The organism is Parahaemophilus parainfluenzae (genome assembly GCF_001055095.1).
GTDB lineage: Bacteria > Pseudomonadota > Gammaproteobacteria > Enterobacterales > Pasteurellaceae > Haemophilus_D > Haemophilus_D parainfluenzae_Z.
On record NZ_JVHG01000017.1, the window covers coordinates 34,746 to 55,350 of the forward strand.

Sequence of the window (20,605 nt, forward strand, 5' to 3'; positions counted from 1 at the left end):
GCTCCTATCTATCTTTCGGATCGAGTGCATCACGCAACCCGTCACCGATAAAGTTAAAACAAAATAGGGTAAGGCAAAGGAAAAATGCCGGGAAAATTAATAACCAAGGCGACACTTCCATTTGTGCAGCACCATCACTTAAGAGTGCTCCCCAGCTACTCATCGGTTCTTGAGTTCCTAATCCTAAGAAGCTTAAGAATGATTCAAATAGAATGAGTCCAGGTACTTCAAGCGAGGCGTAAACTGCTACTAAGCCTAATACATTCGGAATAATGTGTTTCAAAATGATTTGGCGACGAGGTACGCCACAAACGATGGCGGCTTCGACGAATTCTTTATTTTTTAGGCTGAGCGTTTGTCCACGCACGATACGTGCAAGACCAAGCCAAGCAATGGCACCGATAGCGATAAAAATTAAGAAAATGTTTTGGCCAAAAAGCGTCACCAACAAAATCACGAAAAACATAAATGGAAATGAGCTGAGAATCTCTAAAAAACGCATCATTAACATATCTGTTTTGCCGCCTACATAACCGGAAATCGCCCCATAAATTGTGCCGATAGTCACGGAAATGAAAGCACCCGCAATACCGACCAATAAGGAAATACGCCCACCGATAGCGGTGCGTACCAACAAGTCTCGACCCGAGGCATCGGTACCGAAGAAGTGATAGCCTTCCATTGTTGGTGCAGCGCTCATCATATTCCAATCGGTATCTTCATAGGTAAATGGGAAGAACCAAGGCGCTACGGTGATAAATATAATAATAAACGCCAAAATAATCAGACTGGCAACGGCCGCTTTGTTGCGGAAAAAACGGCGTTTCGCATCTTGCCATAGACTGCGGCCTTCCAGTTGCATTTCTTCAATACGGTCAGCCACTTGTTCCACAAAATCCGCATTTTTCTGATTAATCGGCTGAGTACGATAATCTGTCATAACTTATCCTTAATAACGAATTTTTGGATCGATGATGGCGTATAAAATATCCACAATCGCATTAAATAAAATGGTTAATGTGCCCACTAAGATAGTGAGGCTCAAAACTAAAGAATAATCGCGGTTCAATGCGCCGTTTACAAATAATAACCCCATGCCAGGTAAACCAAATACGCTTTCGATGACCATTGAGCCAGTAATAATCCCCACAAAAGCTGGCCCCAAATAGGTTATCACGGGTAAAAGTGCGGGACGCAAAGCATGTTTTAAAATGATTCTCGAAGTAGAAAGTCCTTTAGCTTTGGCGGTACGAATAAAGTTGGAGTGCAGCACTTCAATCATCGAGCCACGCATGATACGCGCAATCCCTGCAACATAAGCGATAGTTAAGGAGGCTACGGGTAAAATAATGTACATTGCTGAACCGCCATTCCAACCGCCAGCGGGTAACCACCCCAAATAAATGGCGAAAATCAGCACCAAGACTGGTGCGAAGACAAAGCTTGGCATTATGACCCCAAGCATCGAGAAACTCATCAAAATATAATCCCAACGGCTATTTTGATTGAGCGCAGCGAGCGTACCCGCGGTTACCCCTAATACGACAGCAAAGGCGAAGGCCACCATTCCCAATTTAATGGAAACCGGGAAAGCAGACGCGATTAAATCATTCACTGATTGGTCTTTATATTTAAAAGAGGGACCAAAATCTCCTTTGGAAAGATTTTCTAAATAAAGGAAATATTGTTTATATAATGGTTCATTTAAATGATACTTCGCTTCGATATTAGCCATGACTTCTGGCGGATAAGCGCGTTCAGAAGTGAACGGGCTGCCAGGGGCGAGACGCATCAAAAAGAAAGAAAAAGTAATCAAAATAAACAGCGTTGGCAAGGCTTCCAACAGCCGTTTAAAAATAAACTTGAGCATAATAACTCCAACCAAAATGGGCGAAAAGTGCGGTCAAAAAACGCGACGATTTTTAACCGCACTTAAATACTAGCAACGAATTAATGTTTAATAATATAAAGGTTGCGTAAGTAGATGTGATCCTGCGGATCTTTGCCTGAATAACCTTTTACGTAAGGTTTCACTAAGCGTGGATTCACATAGTTAAAGATTGGTACGATACCGAAATCTTTTGCAAGAATTTCTTCAGCTTTCGCGTAGGCTTTTGCACGTCCTTCCGCATCCGTTGCAACATAAGATTCAGCAATGGCTTTATCGTATTCAGGGTTCGCATATTTCGCGGTATTGTTACTCGAATTAGATAAGAAATAGTTGCCGAATGTTGTGGCTTGGTTGTAATCCGCATTCCATCCTGCACGTGCCGCGTCGTAACGACCCGCACGACGGCTATCAATGTAAGTTTTCCACTCTTGGTTTTCTAATTTCACATCAATTAAACCTTTGGTGTTCGCTTTCCACATGGATGCTGCAGCGATAGCCACTTTTTTGTGGTTTTCATTGGTATTGTAAAGAATGGTGAATTTCAACGGATTCGCTTTGCTGTAACCAGCTTCTTCTAAGAGTTTAATGGCTTCTTCATTACGTTGTGCCATCGGTTCTTTTGAATAAGCAGGTTGTTGAATGAGATGACCTTCTTCAATGTAAGTTGGGGTAAACACATAGGTTGGTGTTTGACCTTGGCCCAATACTTTATCGGTGATCACATTACGATCAAGGGATAAGTTCAAGGCTTTACGAATATTCACGTTATCAAAAGGCGCTTTCTTATTGTTTAATTCATAAGAATAAGTTGCTAGGGTACGAGTAATGTATACTTCACCTGGCAATTCTTTTTGTAATTTAGCGAATTGTTCTGGCGGTAAACCATAATTGGTCATGTCTAAATCACCTGCACGATAACGCGCTACATCGGTGCTTGGGTTCTCAATAGCGAGGAATGTCGCGCTATTGATTACGGTTTCTTTATCGTTCCAATAAAGTGGGTTGCGTTCAAATTCAATTTTTTCGTTAATGATGTGGTTAGTCAGTTTATAGGCACCATTACCCACGTAGTTTTCTTTTTTAACCCATGCATCACCCAATTTTTCGACCACTTTTTGTGGTAATGGCAATAAGGATTGGTGAGTCGTTAAACTGACTGCATAAGGCACAGGATTGGTTGCATGAACCACAAAGGTGTAATCATCTTTTGCTTCAACACCTAATTCAGCCGGTTTTTTCTTACCGTCAATGATGTCTTGTGCATTTTTCACTTGTAAATAACTTAAGTAACTTGCATAAGGGGCTGCTGTTGCAGGATCCACTAAACGACGCCAAGCAAACACGAAATCGTGCGCGGTAACGGGATCACCATTTGACCATTTGGCATCTTTACGTAAATGGAATGTCCACGTTTTAAAGTCTGGTGTGTTTTCCCAGCTTTCAGCTACACCCGGTTGAAGTTTACCTTCAGAGTCTGAGGTGACGAGGCCTTCAAGTAATTGATAAGCAACGGTAGATTCAGGTACACCTTCAGTTTTTTGTGGGTCAAAACTTTGTGGTTCGGCCCCGTTATTGATCACGATATGTTGTTTTTCATCTAATTGCGTTCCCTCAGGTACTATAACTGCTTGCGCAGAATAGGAAAGAGCAAGAGCAATTGCAGAGAAAAGTAGTTTGTGTTGCATTTGAGCCTCCTTGTCATTAGGCGATATTTTTATAAAGAGTCCTTCTCTTATTAGCTCAAAAATTCATGTTTGTAAAGATTTGTAAGGTGATTATTTAAAGAAAAATAACGTTTTGTGATTTGTATCTAATAAATTACGAAAAAATTGCTAAAAGTGATGATGTGAGAGAGGAAATCGAGAATGTATTGGTTTTTCCTATCGTAAATATTTTCCTGGACGAATTACCCTTTTAAAGCTAATTATGCTATCGTAAGGCAGTTGAATTCAAACAAATCCATTCAAGGAGAATATAATGACAACTCAGTTAGATTCACTTCGTAGTATGACCGTCGTCGTGGCTGATACGGGCGATATTGATGCAATTAAAAAATACCAACCACAAGATGCAACAACAAACCCATCTTTAATTTTAAGTGCTTCAGCATTACCACAATATGCACCATTAATTGATGAAGCGATTACTTATGCTAAAGCTCAAAGTGCGGATAAAGCACAACAATTAATTGATGCAGAAGATAAATTAGCGGTAAACATCGGTTTAGAAATTTTAAAAATTGTCCCAGGACGTATTTCAACTGAAGTGGATGCACGTCTTTCTTACGATACTCAAGCAACCGTTGAAAAAGCACGTAAACTTATCGCACTTTATAATGCGGCAGGTATTTCAAATGATCGTATTTTGATCAAAATTGCTTCAACATGGCAAGGTATTCGTGCAGCAGAAATTCTTGAAAAAGAAGGCATTAACTGTAACTTAACCTTATTATTCTCCGAAGCGCAAGCTCGTGCATGTGCTGAAGCGGGGGTTTATTTAATTTCACCATTCGTCGGTCGTATCTTAGACTGGTACAAAGCAAATACTGATAAAAAAGAATATGCTCCAGCAGAAGACCCAGGTGTTATTTCTGTAACCAAAATTTATAACTACTACAAAGAATACGGTTATAAAACAGTGGTAATGGGGGCAAGTTTCCGTAATGTCGGTGAAATTATTGAATTAGCAGGTTGTGATCGTTTAACTATCGCACCCGCTTTACTTAAAGAATTACAAGAAAATTCAACCGCACTTGTACGTAAACTAGATTACAAAGGTGAAGTAAAAGCGAAACCTCAACCATTAACTGAAGCTGAATTCTACTGGCAACATAACAGCGATGCGATGGCTGTTGAGAAATTGGCAGAGGGGATTCGCAAATTTGCAGTTGACCAAGAGAAATTAGAAGCAATGCTTTCAGCAAAACTTTAATTTTAAAAATATGAAAGTGCGGTTAGAAATAACCGCATTTTTTATTCTTATCATAAAATATTCTAACTCTTAATAATTAGTTCTTGACTAACAAGCCAAAGTCATTGAAAATCAAAGGCAAGTTTTGCTAAAGCAAAATGGGAACCGCGACTTTTGATACAAAGTGCGGTCATTTTTTTTCTTTTTTCGGAGCAAATATATGTCAGGTATTTTTGAACAAACTCCTGCTAATCGTCGTCGTTATGGCGTAGCGATTTTTGTTGGTATTATTGCAGGTTTAATTTCTGCATTCGTAAAATGGGGTGCTGAGCATCCATTCCCACCGCGTAGTCCAATCGATTTCTTCGCAGCAGCATGTAAAGTAGACATCACAGGTTTAAGCCAAGATCAAATTCTTCAAGTATGTTCACGTGCGTTTTTAAACCCACCACACGTATTCTTACGTGATTATTTAGGTATTGATCCAACTCAAGCAGCATTTACTTTTGCAGATCATGGTTTTGACTGGATTGGCGTGACTCACATTACTTTCTCATTAGTATTTGCTATTGCTTACTGTTTAGTGGCAGAACGTTTCCCTAAAATCAAATTCTGGCAAGGTATTGGTGCAGGTTTAATCGCAGATATTTGTGTGCACTACATCACTTTCCCTGCATTGGGTTTAACACCACCTGTTGCAGAATGGCCGTTATATGAACATATTTCTGAATTGGTAGGACACATTTTCTGGTTCTGGACAATTGAGATTATTCGTCGTGATTTACGTAACCGTATTACTCGCGAGCCAGATGCAGAAATTCCATTAAAAAATGCAACTGAATAATTAATCTATATTGCAAAGAATGCCACCGAAAGGTGGCATTTTTATTTATGTCGGGAACAAAAGTCATTTTTGAAAACTAAAAAGCACCATGATTAAACATAGCTAACAGAAAAGTCATCTCTAGGTTTTAATAAATTTTTTGTATTTATCTTTCAAGTTGGTTAGAATAAAGACAATTTTTTGTGATAGGAAAGTGGAATGAAAAAAACACCTTTACTTGCGGTCGGCTTAATGGCAACAGCTGTATTAACAGGTTGTGCAACAAAAGCAGATGGTGAACGCAATGATAAATTAGAAAGTTTTAACCGCACGATGTTTGATTTTAACTATAAAGTCATGGACCGCTATGTGTTAGAACCTGCAGCGAAAGGCTGGCGTGATTACGTGCCGACACCGGTCACAAAAGGTTTATCCAATGTGGCAAATAACTTAGATGAGCCAGTGAGCTTTGTTAACCGTTTATTAGAAGGTGAACCGAAAAAAGCCTTTGTTCACTTCAACCGTTTCTGGATTAACTCCACCTTTGGTATTGGTGGTTTATTTGATTTTGCCAGTGCAAGCAAAGACTTGCAGGTTTATGATCAACGCAGTTTTGGTGAAACATTGGGCACCTACGGTGTAGATGCGGGCACTTATATTGTATTGCCAATTTATAATGCAACAACACCTCGTCAATTAACCGGTGCAGTGGTCGATGCGGCTTATACTTATCCGTTCTGGAATTGGGTAGGCGGTCCATGGTCACTGGTGAAATATGGTGTGCAAGCCGTAGATAAACGCTCGAAAACATTGGATCAAACAGAATTGCTCAATCAAGCGCAAGATCCTTATGTTACTTTCCGCGAAGCGTATTATCAGAATTTAGAATTTAAAGTAAATGATGGCAAAGTAAAAGAAAGCTCACAGAAAGAATTGTCTGATGATGTATTAAAAGAGATTGATTAAGAATACTCGTATAAGCGATAAAGTCACTTATATGTTAGGATAGCAAGCGTATTTATACGTCAATATTAAAGGAGAATATCATGACTAAAATCATTCATACAGAAAAAGCCCCAGCCGCAATCGGTCCTTATGTTCAAGCAGTAGATTTAGGTAATTTAGTTTTAACATCAGGTCAAATCCCGGTTAATCCAGCAACGGGTGAAGTGCCAAAAGATATTGTAGCTCAGGCGCGTCAATCGTTAGAAAACGTGAAAGCCATTATTGAACAGGCTGGTTTGAAAGTGGGTGATATTGTGAAAACTACTGTGTTTGTGAAAGATCTTAATGATTTTGCAGCAGTAAATGCAGAGTATGAGAAATTCTTTAAAGAAAATAATCACCCGAATTTCCCTGCTCGTTCTTGCGTGGAAGTTGCTCGCTTGCCAAAAGATGTTGGCTTAGAAATCGAAGCGATTGCGGTAAGAAAATAATAGGAAAGTGCGGTTAAAATCTGCAGATTTTTTCTACAATAGACTTTACAAGAGCGAGATTAATCACTATAATCTCGCTCCTAAATTACGCTTAGCGTAAAATTTCTGGTTGGTGCTTGACCTATTCAAGCCCCGTCCAAGACCGTAGGGAATGGTTAGCAATAATCGTCTTAATAATCCTACGTAGATGGTGAACAGAATAAGAATATTTCTTGCTTCTGGGCACCGAAGTCGTCCTAGTCTGAAAGATAACTCTTTCGATGAGGTAAATTAATTCCGAGAAATCGGAGTGTATTCAGGAGCTAAAAGCCAATGGCATTAAATCTTCAAGACAAACAAGCAATTGTTGCCGAAGTAAATGAAGCAGCCAAAGGTGCACTTTCAGCAGTAATCGCGGACTCTCGTGGTGTAACTGTTGATAAAATGACTGAATTACGTAAAGCAGCTCGTGAAGCTGGTGTAACAATGCGCGTTGTTCGTAATACTTTATTACGTCGTGCGGTTGAAGGCACTGATTTCGAATGCTTACAAGATACGTTTGTAGGTCCAACACTTATCGCATTCTCTAATGAACACCCAGGTGCAGCAGCACGTTTGTTCAAAGATTTTGCTAAAGCAAACGATAAGTTTGAAATTAAAGGTGCAGCCTTTGAAGGTAAGATCCAAGATGTTGAATTCTTAGCAACATTACCAACTTACGAAGAAGCAATTGCACGTTTAATGGGCACAATGAAAGAAGCTGCGGCAGGCAAACTTGTTCGCACTTTTGCGGCATTACGCGACAAATTACAAGAAGCAGCTTAATCATTAAGCGTTTCTTACTTCATTTAACTTTATTAATTTTAGGAATTGATTGTTATGTCATTAACTAACGAACAAATCATTGAAGCGATCGCTTCTAAATCTGTAACTGAAATCGTTGAATTAATCGCAGCGATGGAAGAAAAATTCGGCGTTTCTGCAGCAGCAGTAGCAGCAGCTCCAGCAGCTGGCGGTGCAGCAGCAGCGGCAGAAGAAAAAACTGAATTCGACGTAGTTCTTGCTGAAGCTGGTGCTAACAAAGTAGCAGTTATCAAAGCAGTACGTGGTGCAACTGGTTTAGGCTTAAAAGAAGCTAAAGACTTAGTTGAATCTGCTCCAGCTAACTTAAAAGAAGGCGTTTCTAAAGAAGAAGCTGAAGCACTTAAGAAAGAATTAGAAGAAGCTGGTGCAAAAGTAGAAATCAAATAATTTTTGATTCACTTATGTCCTGTTTCTCAGGCTTAATGGCTGGTGGTTTACCATCAGCCATTTTGTGCTATCAAAAACAGCACAAAAAAACAGATAGGCATTTTCCGTTTAATGGTATCTGTTTCCACTTAAATTAATCAGACGTTTTAATTTAAGTAGCCCACTACAGAAGTAAGGTTCAGAGTGCGGTATCCGAAACGGCGTCAATCTCCGATATAAATAAAAAACGTCAATTAATTTGACCGCACTTTTTTTATATCAACTCGGTCTCACTAAAATTTACAGAGGAAAACCAATAATGGGTTACTCCTATACTGAGAAAAAACGAATTCGTAAAGACTTCGGCAAACGTCCGCAAGTTTTAAATGTACCTTATTTATTAACTATCCAATTAGATTCTTTTGATAAATTTATTCAAAAAGATCCTGAAGGTCAACAAGGCTTAGAAGCTGCATTCCGTTCTGTTTTTCCAATCGTAAGCAATAACGGTTATACAGAATTACAATATGTTGATTACCGTTTAGAAGAACCTGAATTTGATGTACGTGAATGTCAAATTCGTGGTTCAACTTATGCAGCAGGTTTACGTGTAAAATTACGTTTAGTTAGCTACGATAAAGAATCTTCATCACGCGCAGTCAAAGACATTAAAGAAAGCGAAGTATATATGGGTGAAATCCCATTAATGACTGACAACGGTACCTTTGTCATCAATGGTACTGAGCGTGTTATCGTTTCACAATTACACCGTAGCCCAGGCGTATTCTTTGATTCTGACAAAGGTAAAACACACTCTTCAGGTAAAGTGCTTTATAACGCACGCATAATTCCTTACCGTGGTTCTTGGTTAGATTTCGAATTTGATCCAAAAGATAACTTATATGCGCGTATTGACCGTCGTCGTAAATTACCGGCAACCATTATTTTACGTGCGCTAGGTTACACCGTTGAAGAAATCTTAAACTTATTCTTCGACAAAGTAACTTTCGAGATCGCTGGCAATAAATTACTCATGACATTAGTGCCAGAACGTTTACGTGGTGAAACGGCGACGTTTGATATTGAAGCAAATGGCAAAGTCTATGTAGAACGCGGTCGTCGTATCACTGCTCGTCACATCAAAGCATTAGAAAAAGATAATGTGACACAAGTTGAAGTGCCAACTGAATATATCGCAGGCAAAGTCGCAGCGAAAGATTATGTTGATCTTGAATCAGGTGAAATTATTTGCCCAGCAAATGGTGAGATTTCTTTAGAAGTGTTAGCGAAATTATCGCAAGCAGGCTATAAAGTGATCGAAACATTATTCACTAATGATTTAGATTACGGTCCGTATATTTCTGAAACATTACGTGTTGATCCAACTTACGATCGTGTAAGTGCATTATATGAAATCTATCGTATGATGCGTCCAGGTGAACCACCTACACCAGAATCTTCAGAAGCGTTATTCAATAACTTATTCTTCTCTGCAGAACGTTATGATTTATCTGCAGTAGGTCGTATGAAGTTTAATCGCTCATTAGGTATTCCTGAAGGCGAGGGTACGGGTATTTTAAGTAACGACGATATCATTCGTGTAATGAAAAAACTCATCGATATCCGTAATGGTCGTGGTGAAGTGGATGATATCGACCACTTGGGTAACCGTCGTATTCGTTCTGTGGGTGAAATGGCAGAAAACCAATTCCGTATTGGTTTAGTTCGTGTAGAAAGAGCCGTTAAAGAGCGTTTATCTTTAGGCGATTTAGATGCGATCACGCCACAAGACTTAATTAATCCAAAACCAATTTCTGCGGCAGTGAAAGAATTCTTTGGTTCTTCACAACTTTCGCAATTCATGGACCAGAACAACCCATTATCAGAAGTAACACACAAACGTCGTATTTCTGCATTAGGTCCAGGCGGTTTAACGCGTGAACGTGCTGGCTTTGAGGTGCGTGACGTACATAACACTCACTATGGTCGTTTATGTCCAATTGAAACCCCTGAAGGTCCAAATATCGGTTTGATCAACTCACTTTCTGCGTTTGCTCGTACGAACGATTATGGTTTCTTAGAAACCCCATATCGTAAAGTAGTTGATGGTCAAGTAACCGAAGAAATCGAATATTTATCTGCAATTGATGAAGCAAACTACATCATTGCCCAGGCGAACTCAAATCTTGATGAGAACAATCGCTTTACAGATGCATTTGTTACTGCTCGTGGTGAACGTGGTGAATCTGGTCTTTATAAACCAGAAGAAATTCACTATATGGACGTTTCAACCCAACAAGTGGTATCTGTGGCAGCAGCGTTAATTCCATTCTTAGAGCATGACGATGCGAACCGTGCCTTAATGGGTGCGAACATGCAACGTCAAGCGGTTCCGACTTTACGTGCTGATAAGCCGTTAGTGGGTACAGGTATGGAAAAACCAATCGCACTTGACTCAGGTGTGGCGGTTGTAGCGAAACGTGGCGGTACAGTTCAATACGTTGATGCTTCTCGTATCGTTATCAAAGTAAATGAAGATGAAACCGTAGCTGGCGAAGCGGGTATCGATATTTATAACTTAATTAAATACACCCGTTCTAACCAAAATACGTGTATCAACCAAATTCCTTGTGTGAATTTAGGCGATCCAATTAACCGTGGTGAAGTCTTAGCAGATGGTCCTTCGACAGACTTAGGTGAATTAGCATTAGGTCAAAATATCCGTGTGGCGTTCATGCCTTGGAACGGTTATAACTTCGAAGACTCAATGTTAGTTTCTGAGCGTGTTGTACAACAAGACCGCTTCACGACAATCCACATTCAAGAATTATCTTGTGTGGCGCGTGATACTAAATTAGGTTCTGAAGAAATCACTGCAGATATTCCGAACGTAGGTGAATCTGCATTAAGCAAATTGGATGAATCAGGTATCGTTTATGTGGGTGCTGAAGTGAAAGGTGGTGACATCTTAGTCGGTAAAGTAACCCCTAAAGGCGAAACGCAATTAACACCAGAAGAAAAATTGTTACGTGCAATCTTCGGTGAAAAAGCATCTGACGTGAAAGACTCTTCATTACGTGTACCAAATAGTGTAAGCGGTACTGTAATTGACGTTCAAGTCTTCACCCGTGATGGCGTAGAAAAAGACAAGCGTGCATTAGAAATTGAAGAAATGCAGTTAAAACAAGCTAAGAAAGACCTTTCTGATGAATTGGAAATCTTAGAAGCTGGCTTGTTTGCTCGTGTGCGTAATGTACTTATCGCTGGCGGTATTGATGCGGCTCAATTAGATAAAATGGATCGCACCAAATGGTTAGAACAAACCATTTCAGATGAAGAAAAACAAAACCAATTAGAACAGCTTGCTGAGCAATATGAAGAATTACGTAAAGAGTTTGAACACAAACTTGAAGTAAAACGTAAGAAAATCATTAAAGGCGATGACCTAGCACCAGGCGTGTTAAAAGTGGTTAAAGTTTACCTAGCGGTGAAACGTCACATCCAACCGGGTGATAAAATGGCGGGTCGTCACGGTAACAAAGGTGTTATCTCAAAAATCAACCCTGTGGAAGATATGCCATACGATGAAAACGGCCAACCGGTTGAAATCGTATTGAACCCACTGGGCGTACCGTCTCGTATGAACATCGGTCAGATCTTAGAAACCCACTTAGGCTTAGCGGCGAAAGGTATCGGTGATCAAATCAATGCGATGATCAAACAAAAACAAGATGTTGAGAAACTTCGTGGCTATATGCAAAAAGCATACGATTTAGGTCATGGCGCACAAAAAGTGGATTTAAGCACCTTTAGTGATGACGAAATCATGCGTTTAGCAGAAAACCTACGTAAAGGTTTACCGGTAGCAACACCAGTATTTGATGGTGCGGATGAGCAAGAAATCAAAGAAATGTTGAAACTTGGTGGCTTACCAACTTCAGGTCAGATCACATTATATGATGGCCGTACAGGTGAGAAATTCGAGCGTCCAGTAACCGTAGGTTATATGTACATGCTCAAATTAAACCACTTAGTTGATGACAAAATGCATGCTCGTTCAACGGGTTCTTATAGTCTTGTTACTCAACAACCACTTGGTGGTAAAGCACAATTCGGTGGTCAACGTTTCGGTGAGATGGAGGTATGGGCACTTGAAGCATATGGTGCGGCCTACACCTTACAAGAAATGTTAACCGTGAAATCCGATGATGTGAACGGTCGTACGAAGATGTATAAAAACATCGTCGGTGGCAACCAACAAATGGATCCGGGTACACCGGAATCTTTCAACGTAATTATGAAAGAAATCCGTTCACTTGGTTTGAATATCGAGCTAGACGAAGAGTAATCGACAAACCGGTCTTCCCCTGTACGCAGGGGAAGCAAAAGGAAGAAATCGCCGAAGTGCGGTTAAAAAACAAAATATTTTTGACCGCACTTTGAAACCCTTAACTCCGACAGGAGACTATTTGTGAAAGACTTAGTTAAGTTTTTAAAAGCACAATCAAAAACCAGTGAAGATTTTGATGTGATTAAAATTGGGTTAGCTTCTCCAGACATGATCCGTTCTTGGTCATTTGGTGAAGTTAAAAAACCTGAAACAATCAACTATCGTACGTTCAAACCTGAGCGTGACGGTCTTTTCTGTGCACGTATTTTCGGGCCAGTAAAAGATTACGAATGTTTATGCGGTAAATATAAACGCTTAAAACACCGTGGTGTGATTTGTGAAAAATGTGGTGTTGAAGTAACACAAACTAAAGTGCGTCGTGAACGTATGGGTCACATTGAATTGGCTTGTCCAGTTGCACACATTTGGTTCTTAAAATCACTTCCGTCCCGTATCGGTTTATTACTTGATATGCCGTTACGTGATATTGAGCGTGTGCTTTACTTTGAAATGTATATCGTAACCGAACCGGGTATGACCGATTTGGAACGTGGACAGTTATTAACTGAAGAACAATTCCTTGATGCAGAAGACCGTTGGCAAGATGAATTCGAAGCGAAAATGGGTGCTGAAGCAATTCAAGATTTACTTAAAGGTATTGATCTTGAAGTGGAATGTGAAAAATTACGTGAAGAGTTACAAGAAACTAACTCTGAAACAAAACGTAAGAAAATCACTAAACGCTTAAAATTATTAGAAGCGTTCCAACAATCTGGTAACAAACCAGAGTGGATGGTGATGACTGTATTACCAGTACTTCCACCGGATTTACGTCCGTTAGTACCATTAGATGGTGGTCGTTTCGCAACTTCTGACTTGAACGATTTATATCGTCGCGTAATCAACCGTAACAATCGTTTAAAACGTTTATTAGATTTAATCGCACCTGATATTATCGTGCGCAACGAAAAACGTATGTTACAAGAATCTGTTGATGCGTTATTAGATAATGGTCGTCGTGGTCGTGCGATTACAGGTTCTAATCGTCGTCCATTAAAATCACTTGCGGATATGATCAAAGGTAAACAAGGTCGTTTCCGTCAAAACTTATTAGGTAAACGTGTTGACTATTCAGGCCGTTCTGTAATCACTGTAGGTCCATACTTGCACTTACACCAATGTGGTTTACCGAAGAAAATGGCATTGGAATTATTCCGTCCGTTTATCTACGCAAAATTAGAAAGCCGTGGTTATGCAACTACAATCAAAGCGGCGAAGAAAATGGTTGAGCGTGAAGACGCGATCGTTTGGGATATCTTGGCAGAAGTTATTCGTGAGCACCCAATTCTATTGAACCGTGCACCGACACTTCACCGTTTAGGTATCCAAGCGTTCGAACCACTTCTAATCGAAGGTAAAGCAATCCAGTTACACCCACTTGTTTGTGCGGCGTTCAACGCGGACTTCGATGGTGACCAAATGGCGGTTCACGTACCATTAACACTTGAAGCTCAGTTAGAAGCGCGTGCGTTAATGATGTCAACCAACAACGTACTTTCACCAGCAAACGGTGATCCTATTATCGTTCCATCACAAGACGTGGTGTTAGGTCTTTACTATATGACCCGTGAAAAAGTGAACGGTAAAGGTGAAGGCATGTTATTGCAAGATCCGCGTGAAGCTGAAAAAGCCTATCGCACAGGTGAAGCAGAATTACATTCTCGCGTTAAAGTACGTATTACTGAATATGTGAAAAATGAAGCTGGTGAATTCGAAGAGAAAACCACATTAACCGATACCACTATCGGTCGTGCAATCTTATGGATGATCGCGCCAAAAGGTATGCCTTATTCATTGTTCAACCAAACATTAGGTAAAAAAGCAATTTCTAAACTTATCAACGAAGCTTATCGTCGTTTAGGTTTGAAAGAAGCGGTAATGTTTGCTGACCATATTATGTATACCGGTTTTGCTTATGCGGCACGTTCAGGTTCTTCTGTGGGTATCGACGATATGGTTATCCCAGAGAAAAAATACGAAATTATTTCTGCAGCGGAAGCTGAAGTGGCTGAAATTCAAGAACAGTTCCAATCTGGTCTTGTAACAGCGGGTGAGCGTTATAACAAAGTCATCGATATTTGGGCTGCAGCAAATGAGCGTGTAGCGAAAGCAATGATGGAAAACTTATCTCAGGAAGAAGTTATCAACCGTGAAGGTAATCCTGAGAAACAAGCTTCTTTCAACAGCATCTTTATGATGGCTGACTCTGGTGCTCGTGGTTCTGCAGCTCAGATTCGTCAGTTAGCAGGTATGCGTGGTTTGATGGCGCGTCCAGATGGCTCGATCATCGAAACCCCAATTACAGCGAACTTCCGTGAAGGTTTGAACGTACTTCAGTACTTTATTTCGACCCACGGTGCGCGTAAAGGTTTGGCGGATACCGCATTAAAAACAGCAAACTCTGGTTACTTAACTCGTCGTTTAGTTGACGTAGCACAAGACTTAGTGATTGTTGAAGATGACTGTGGTACGCATGAAGGCTTAGTCATGACCCCATTAATCGAAGGTGGTGATGAGAAAGTTCCACTTCGCGAATTAGTGTTAGGTCGTGTTCTGGCTGAAGATGTGTATAAACCAGGTACAGAAGAAGTCTTAATTGCACGTAACACTTTATTAGATGAAAAACTTTGTGATGTGTTAGATGCAAACTCAGTGGACAGCGTAAAAGTTCGCTCTGTTGTAACTTGTGATACTGACTTCGGCGTATGTGCGAAATGTTACGGTCGTGACTTAGCGCGTGGTCACCTCATCAACCAAGGTGAGGCAGTCGGTGTTATCGCTGCTCAATCTATCGGTGAGCCAGGTACACAGTTAACCATGCGTACGTTCCACATCGGTGGTGCAGCTTCTGCAGCAGCTAAAGAGTCTAGCGTACAAATCAAAAACAACGGTACTTTACACCTTGCTAACGCGAAATTCGTTGTTAATGACGAAGGTAAATTAGTGTTAACTTCTCGTAATACCGAATTAACCGTTACAGATGAATTTGGTCGTACGAAAGAACACTATAAAGTGCCTTACGGTACTGTGTTGAATAAAGCAGATGGTCAAGAAGTATCAGCGGGTGAAACAGTGGCAAACTGGGATCCTCATACAATGCCAGTTGTCTCTGAAGTATCTGGTTTTGTGAAATTCGTTGATATCGTGGATGGTTTAACTGTAACCCGTCAAACGGATGAATTAACTGGTCTTTCTTCTATCGTCGTACAAGATGTGGGTGAACGTGCAACAGCAGGTAAAGATTTACGTCCAACCATCAAATTAGTTGATGCAAAAGGTAACGATATCTTCTTACCTGAAACTGATGTTATTGCGCAATACTTCTTACCAGGTAAAGCAATCGTAAGTTTAGATGACGGTGCGGAAGTGAAAGTGGGTGAACCACTTGCACGTATTCCACAAGAATCTGTGGGTACTAAAGATATTACTGGTGGTCTTCCACGCGTTGCTGACTTATTCGAAGCACGTAAACCGAAAGAGCCTGCAATCTTGGCAGAAATTTCAGGTATCGTGTCCTTCGGTAAAGAAACCAAAGGTAAACGTCGCTTGCTAATCACCCCAACTGAAGGTGAAATCTACGAAGAAATGATTCCAAAATGGCGTCAACTCAACGTATTTGAAGGTGAGATGGTAGAACGTGGTGATGTGATTTCTGATGGTGCAGAGACTCCACACGATATCTTACGTTTACGCGGTGTTCGTGCTGTAACTGAATATATCGTGAACGAAGTACAAGAAGTTTACCGCTTACAAGGGGTAAAAATTAACGATAAGCACATCGAAGTTATCGTACGTCAAATGTTACGTAAAGCAGTCATTACGAAAGCTTATGACAGCGAATTCCTCGAAGGGGAACAAGTTGAAGTGGCTCGCGTGAAAATTGTTAACCGTAAACGTGAAGCGGAAGGTAAACCACCAGTTGAATTCGAACGTGAATTACTGGGTATTACCAAAGCGTCATTGGCGACAGAATCCTTCATTTCTGCAGCATCGTTCCAAGAAACCACTCGCGTGCTTACTGAAGCGGCAGTGGCGGGTAAACGTGATGAATTACGAGGCTTGAAAGAGAACGTAATCGTAGGTCGTTTAATCCCTGCTGGTACTGGTTTTGCGTATCACCAAGGTCGTCACAAAAAACGTATTGTAGACGATGTTGTGATTAAATTGTCTGAAGACGATGAAGCAGCAATTGCTGATGAATTCGTGATGACAGCAGATGATGCAACAACTAACTTGGCAGAAATGCTTAATATGGCAGATGATGCAGAGTAATCGCTAATCGATAAAATAAAACCCGAGTTTAGGCTCGGGTTTTTTATTATCTCAATAAAGAAAGTGCGGTCAGTTTTTAATGAATTTTTCTTTTGGAAAAGTATTGTAAAAACTGACCGCACTTTCTTTTCATCAATAAAAGGCCACCTTGTTGGTGGCCTTAAAATATTGAGTTTAAGCTAAGATTACCAGCCTTTTACAACACCATCTTTAAAGTGTTTTTTCGCTTCTTGGTAAACTTCTTCAGTTTGGTATGCTTTCACGAAATCTTGGATCGCTTTGCTGTCTTTGTTATCAGTACGTGCAACGATGATGTTTACGTATGGAGAATCTTTGTCTTCTACGAATACGCCGTTATCTTGTGCATTTAAGCCAACTTGACCCGCATAAGTGTTATTTACAACAGCAAGATCAACATCATCTAATGCACGAGCTGCAACAGAGGTATCTACTTCAGAAATTTTTAAGTTTTTCGGATTTTCAACGATATCTGCGACAGTTGAAAGAAGATCGTTAGAATTTTTAAGTTTGATTAAACCTTGTTTCTCAAGAAGGATTAATGCACGACCACGGTTTGATGGGTCATTTGGCACCACAATTTTCGCGCCATCTTTTAATTCATTTACATTTTTGATGGTTTTAGAATAGCCAGCAAGCGGGTAAACAAAGGTGTTACCAACGATCACTAAGTTGTTCAAGTTCTTCGCTTTTACATCTTCATCTAAGTAAGGTTTGTGTTGCATTGCGTTAGCATCTAAATCGCCTTTAGATACAGCAGTATTTGGTAATGCGTAGTCATTGAATAAAACAAATTCAACATTTAAGTTGTATTTGTCTTTTGCTACTTTTGCCGCGGTTTCGGCTACTTGGTGTTCAGGACCCGCCATTACACCAACTTTGATTGATGTTGGTGCAGGTGCAGTTGATGCTGCATCTGCTTTTTTCTCTTCTTTACAACCTGTTAATACTAATGCTGACGCGATAGCAGTGATAGCAAATAAGTTTTTTAATTTCATGTTTTTTCCTTGTTGTGAATAAAATGGTATAGAAAATAATTAACGGTGATCCACTCGTTTTGCGAGCGTGTCGCCTAATTTTTGGCTGAGCATCACGATAATCACGATAACAATCGTTGCAGCCCAAGTTACCGATGGCATATTACGATAGACGCCATAGTTAATGGCGAGGCTTCCTAAGCCGCCACCGCCTTGCGTTCCCGCCATTGCGGTATAGCCAATTAATGTCACGAAAGTGAGCGTAATAGCATTAATGAGCGTAGGTAGGGATTCAGGCAAATAGAATTTACGAATAATTTGCCAATTGGTTGCACCCATGGCTTTTGCTGTTTCAGTCAAACCGGTAGGTATCTCAAAAAGTGCATTGCTCGTCAGGCGTGCAAAAAATGGTGTTGCAGCTGCACTTAATGACACGATTGCTGCATTCGAACCAATACTGCCGCCAGGGAGTAACCAGCTCGTTAGTGGAATTAAAGCAAGTAACAAAATAATATAAGGGATTGAGCGTCCGATATTGATAATGACGTTTAAAAATGCATTGAGTTTTTTGTTTTCTAAAATCGCCCCTTTATTGGTTAAAAAGGTTAAAAAACCTAGTGGTAAGCCTAATAAAGCCGCGATTAATGTCGACAATACCGACATATAAACCGTTTCAACGGTCGAGACCGTTAATAAACTCGCAAAATTATCGGGGAATTGTTGGCTAAATGTTGCCCATAAATCATTGAACATAGCCTAGCACCTCTACTCGAACGTTATTTTCCATTAAATAAACTTTGGCTTGCGTAATCGAATCTTCATCACCTTCAACTTCTGCAATGGTAAAGCCAAATTTTACCCCACCGGCATAATCAATTTGTGATGTTAAGATACTGAGTTCCACACCAAATTTTTTCGATGCTTGAGAAAGCAATGGTGCATCGACGGAACGACCAGTAAATTCAAATTTGATGATCGGATACGATTTGGCATGTTTTGGTGTATCAGATAGATTTTCTAAATATTCTTCTGGCAACGTAATGTGGAAGGTAGAACTGATAAACTCTTGAGCCAATTCTGTTTTCGGATTAGAGAAAATTTCGCTAACCGTGCCTTGTTCAATGAGGCGACCTTTATCGATTACCGCAACTTGATCGCAGATACGTTTTACGACTTCCATTTCATGGGTAATGAGAAGGATAGTAATACCTAAAGTGCGGTTAATTTCTTTTAATAATTTTAGAATAGATTGGGTTGTGGCCGGATCCAATGCGCTAGTCGCTTCATCACAAAGTAAGACTTTTGGATCGCTTGCAAGTGCACGCGCAATCGCTACTCGTTGTTTTTGACCACCAGAGAGATTAGCAGGATACACATTATGTTTATCACTTAATCCTACAAGCGCTAAAAGTGCGGTCGTTTTTTCTTGAATTTCTGCTTTCGATTTATTTTCTAATTCAAGTGGCAATGCAACGTTTTCAAAAACGGTTCGAGAGGTCAACAAATTAAAATGTTGGAAAATCATCCCGATTTGGCGGCGTGTTTTCACTAATTCTGCTTCAGAAAGCTGAGTCAGATCCACATCATCGATGAGTACAGCACCGTGAGTCGGTCTTTCTAATAAGTTTACACAACGGATAAGTGTACTTTTACCTGCACCAGAAGCGCCGATGACACCACAAATCTGTCCCTTAGGCACATGTAATGAAACATTATCAAGTGCGGTCAGTTTTTTATCTGGAAGTGTAAAAATCTTCGTAATGTTATTTAGCTTAATCATATAAGCCCTTGTTCTCAGTTAATATTTGAATTTCATTTGTATTCTAGACGTCTAGAATGCTGTGTCAATATCTTCGGGGATCTTTTTTAGACAGATCAGTTATGACTTATTATTGCTTATATTAAGGATAAAAGGGATAATTTTGTTCTTAGAAAAAGATAAATGAGAAAGTATATGAAGAAAGCTGTTTTTTTAGATCGCGATGGCACTTTAAATATCGACCATGGTTATGTTCATAAAATTGATGATTTCCAATTTATTGAAGGCAGTATTGATGCATTAAAAGCATTAAAGGAAATGGGATATCTTTTGGTTTTAGTGACCAATCAATCAGGCATTGCTCGTGGATATTTTTCAGAAGATCAGTTTTTGCAACTTACAGAATGGATGGATTGGTCGTTAGCTGATCGTGGTGTGGATTTAGATGGTATCTACTATTGCCCTCATCACCCAGAAGGGAAGGGCGAATATAAAGAAGACTGTGCATGTAGAAAGCCAAAATCAGGTATGTTATTAGAGGCGATTAAAGCGCTGAAAATCGATCCGGCACAATCTATTATGGTTGGTGATAAGATTGAAGATCTTAAAGCGGGCATCGGCGCAAAAGTAAAAACAAATATTTTAGTGCGAACTGGCAAACCTATTACAGAAGAGGGAGAGAACCTCGCTGACTATGTTTTGGATTCTATTGCAGATTTGCCAAGAATAGCAAAACGATTAATTAAGTAACAAAAATGATCTATTTTTTGTGCGAATAGGCGAAAAGATCTTCAACCGATAAAAAATTTACATTTTTTTACAAAAAGATCTTGCAAAGGCATCTGAAATGCCTATAATAC

At 40.0% G+C, this 20,605-nt stretch carries 15 protein-coding genes; 9 read left to right on the forward strand and 6 right to left on the reverse strand.

Translation table 11 applies throughout. The features are described 5' to 3' along the window. Positions 1 to 4 precede the first annotated feature (4 nt). The 3 genes from oppC to ADA56_RS05105 all read right to left on the reverse strand — a co-directional run bounded on the left by oppC (position 5) and on the right by ADA56_RS05105 (position 3,576). Complete coding sequence (oppC, locus tag ADA56_RS05095) at positions 5 to 940, reverse strand: oligopeptide ABC transporter permease OppC (protein WP_005651799.1); 936 nt, start codon at positions 938 to 940, stop codon at positions 5 to 7. Positions 941 to 949: 9 nt separating this feature from the next. After that, on the reverse strand, positions 950 to 1,870 hold the full coding sequence (oppB, locus tag ADA56_RS05100) for an oligopeptide ABC transporter permease OppB (protein ID WP_014064666.1): 921 nt from the start codon (positions 1,868 to 1,870) through the stop codon (positions 950 to 952). An 80-nt stretch (positions 1,871 to 1,950) separates the two neighbouring features. After that, positions 1,951 to 3,576 (reverse strand): ABC transporter substrate-binding protein, encoded by a 1,626-nt coding sequence (locus ADA56_RS05105; RefSeq protein ID WP_049369658.1) that lies wholly within the window; start codon positions 3,574 to 3,576, stop codon positions 1,951 to 1,953. Positions 3,577 to 3,868: 292 nt separating this feature from the next. On the opposite strand from ADA56_RS05105, the gene tal reads away from it, so the two are divergent. The 8 genes from tal to rpoC all read left to right on the forward strand — a co-directional run bounded on the left by tal (position 3,869) and on the right by rpoC (position 16,991). Beyond that, entirely contained in the window at positions 3,869 to 4,822 is a 954-nt protein-coding gene (tal, locus tag ADA56_RS05110; RefSeq protein WP_005694697.1) for a transaldolase, read from the forward strand. 199 nt (positions 4,823 to 5,021) lie between these two features. Further along, positions 5,022 to 5,645: a YagU family protein gene (locus ADA56_RS05115; RefSeq protein WP_005700166.1), complete on the forward strand. Its 624-nt coding sequence runs from the start codon at positions 5,022 to 5,024 to the stop codon at positions 5,643 to 5,645. A 198-nt stretch (positions 5,646 to 5,843) separates the two neighbouring features. Beyond that, positions 5,844 to 6,590: an MlaA family lipoprotein gene (locus ADA56_RS05120; RefSeq protein ID WP_049369660.1), complete on the forward strand. Its 747-nt coding sequence runs from the start codon at positions 5,844 to 5,846 to the stop codon at positions 6,588 to 6,590. 80 nt (positions 6,591 to 6,670) lie between these two features. Further along, positions 6,671 to 7,060, forward strand: a complete 390-nt coding sequence (locus tag ADA56_RS05125; RefSeq protein ID WP_005694694.1) for a RidA family protein — start codon at positions 6,671 to 6,673, stop codon at positions 7,058 to 7,060. Positions 7,061 to 7,372: 312 nt separating this feature from the next. Beyond that, a complete protein-coding gene (gene rplJ / locus ADA56_RS05130; protein ID WP_005694693.1) occupies positions 7,373 to 7,864 on the forward strand; it encodes a 50S ribosomal protein L10 in 492 nt (163 codons plus the stop codon). A gap of 54 nt (positions 7,865 to 7,918) precedes the next feature. Further along, positions 7,919 to 8,290, forward strand: a complete 372-nt coding sequence (rplL, locus tag ADA56_RS05135; protein ID WP_005697375.1) for a 50S ribosomal protein L7/L12 — start codon at positions 7,919 to 7,921, stop codon at positions 8,288 to 8,290. 298 nt (positions 8,291 to 8,588) lie between these two features. After that, positions 8,589 to 12,617 (forward strand): DNA-directed RNA polymerase subunit beta, encoded by a 4,029-nt coding sequence (gene rpoB / locus ADA56_RS05140; RefSeq protein WP_049369662.1) that lies wholly within the window; start codon positions 8,589 to 8,591, stop codon positions 12,615 to 12,617. A gap of 123 nt (positions 12,618 to 12,740) precedes the next feature. After that, the gene (rpoC, locus tag ADA56_RS05145; protein WP_049369664.1) at positions 12,741 to 16,991 is read left to right on the forward strand and encodes a DNA-directed RNA polymerase subunit beta'; all 4,251 of its coding nucleotides are present in this window, start codon (positions 12,741 to 12,743) and stop codon (positions 16,989 to 16,991) included. Positions 16,992 to 17,176: 185 nt separating this feature from the next. Here rpoC and ADA56_RS05150 read toward each other — a convergent pair whose 3' ends face one another. Genes ADA56_RS05150 through metN form a run of 3 tightly spaced genes read right to left on the reverse strand, consistent with a single transcriptional unit; the run spans position 17,177 to position 19,766 of the window. Beyond that, a complete protein-coding gene (locus tag ADA56_RS05150) occupies positions 17,177 to 18,007 on the reverse strand; it encodes a MetQ/NlpA family lipoprotein (protein ID WP_049369665.1) in 831 nt (276 codons plus the stop codon). Positions 18,008 to 18,046: 39 nt separating this feature from the next. Next, complete coding sequence (locus ADA56_RS05155; RefSeq protein WP_005694683.1) at positions 18,047 to 18,739, reverse strand: methionine ABC transporter permease; 693 nt, start codon at positions 18,737 to 18,739, stop codon at positions 18,047 to 18,049. Then, positions 18,729 to 19,766, reverse strand: coding sequence for a methionine ABC transporter ATP-binding protein MetN (metN, locus tag ADA56_RS05160; protein ID WP_049369667.1), 1,038 nt, complete (start codon positions 19,764 to 19,766; stop codon positions 18,729 to 18,731). The genes ADA56_RS05155 and metN overlap by 11 nt, the downstream gene beginning before the upstream one ends. Positions 19,767 to 19,940: 174 nt before the next feature. On the opposite strand from metN, the gene gmhB reads away from it, so the two are divergent. Further along, complete coding sequence (gene gmhB, locus ADA56_RS05165) at positions 19,941 to 20,495, forward strand: D-glycero-beta-D-manno-heptose 1,7-bisphosphate 7-phosphatase (RefSeq protein ID WP_005697434.1); 555 nt, start codon at positions 19,941 to 19,943, stop codon at positions 20,493 to 20,495. The last annotated feature ends 110 nt before the right edge of the window (positions 20,496 to 20,605 follow it).

Bases quoted from the DNA above. Each gene is read 5' to 3' on its own strand.
- ADA56_RS05150 (WP_049369665.1), bottom strand. From the start codon at position 18,007: ATGAAATTAAAAAACTTATTTGCTATCACTGCTATCGCGTCAGCATTA.
- rplL (WP_005697375.1), top strand. From the start codon at position 7,919: ATGTCATTAACTAACGAACAAATCATTGAAGCGATCGCTTCTAAATCT.
- ADA56_RS05105 (WP_049369658.1), bottom strand. From the start codon at position 3,576: ATGCAACACAAACTACTTTTCTCTGCAATTGCTCTTGCTCTTTCCTAT.
- rplJ (WP_005694693.1), top strand. From the start codon at position 7,373: ATGGCATTAAATCTTCAAGACAAACAAGCAATTGTTGCCGAAGTAAAT.
- oppB (WP_014064666.1), bottom strand. From the start codon at position 1,870: ATGCTCAAGTTTATTTTTAAACGGCTGTTGGAAGCCTTGCCAACGCTG.
- oppC (WP_005651799.1), bottom strand. From the start codon at position 940: ATGACAGATTATCGTACTCAGCCGATTAATCAGAAAAATGCGGATTTT.
- rpoB (WP_049369662.1), top strand. From the start codon at position 8,589: ATGGGTTACTCCTATACTGAGAAAAAACGAATTCGTAAAGACTTCGGC.
- ADA56_RS05120 (WP_049369660.1), top strand. From the start codon at position 5,844: ATGAAAAAAACACCTTTACTTGCGGTCGGCTTAATGGCAACAGCTGTA.
- tal (WP_005694697.1), top strand. From the start codon at position 3,869: ATGACAACTCAGTTAGATTCACTTCGTAGTATGACCGTCGTCGTGGCT.
- ADA56_RS05155 (WP_005694683.1), bottom strand. From the start codon at position 18,739: ATGTTCAATGATTTATGGGCAACATTTAGCCAACAATTCCCCGATAAT.
- metN (WP_049369667.1), bottom strand. From the start codon at position 19,766: ATGATTAAGCTAAATAACATTACGAAGATTTTTACACTTCCAGATAAA.
- gmhB (WP_005697434.1), top strand. From the start codon at position 19,941: ATGAAGAAAGCTGTTTTTTTAGATCGCGATGGCACTTTAAATATCGAC.
- ADA56_RS05125 (WP_005694694.1), top strand. From the start codon at position 6,671: ATGACTAAAATCATTCATACAGAAAAAGCCCCAGCCGCAATCGGTCCT.
- ADA56_RS05115 (WP_005700166.1), top strand. From the start codon at position 5,022: ATGTCAGGTATTTTTGAACAAACTCCTGCTAATCGTCGTCGTTATGGC.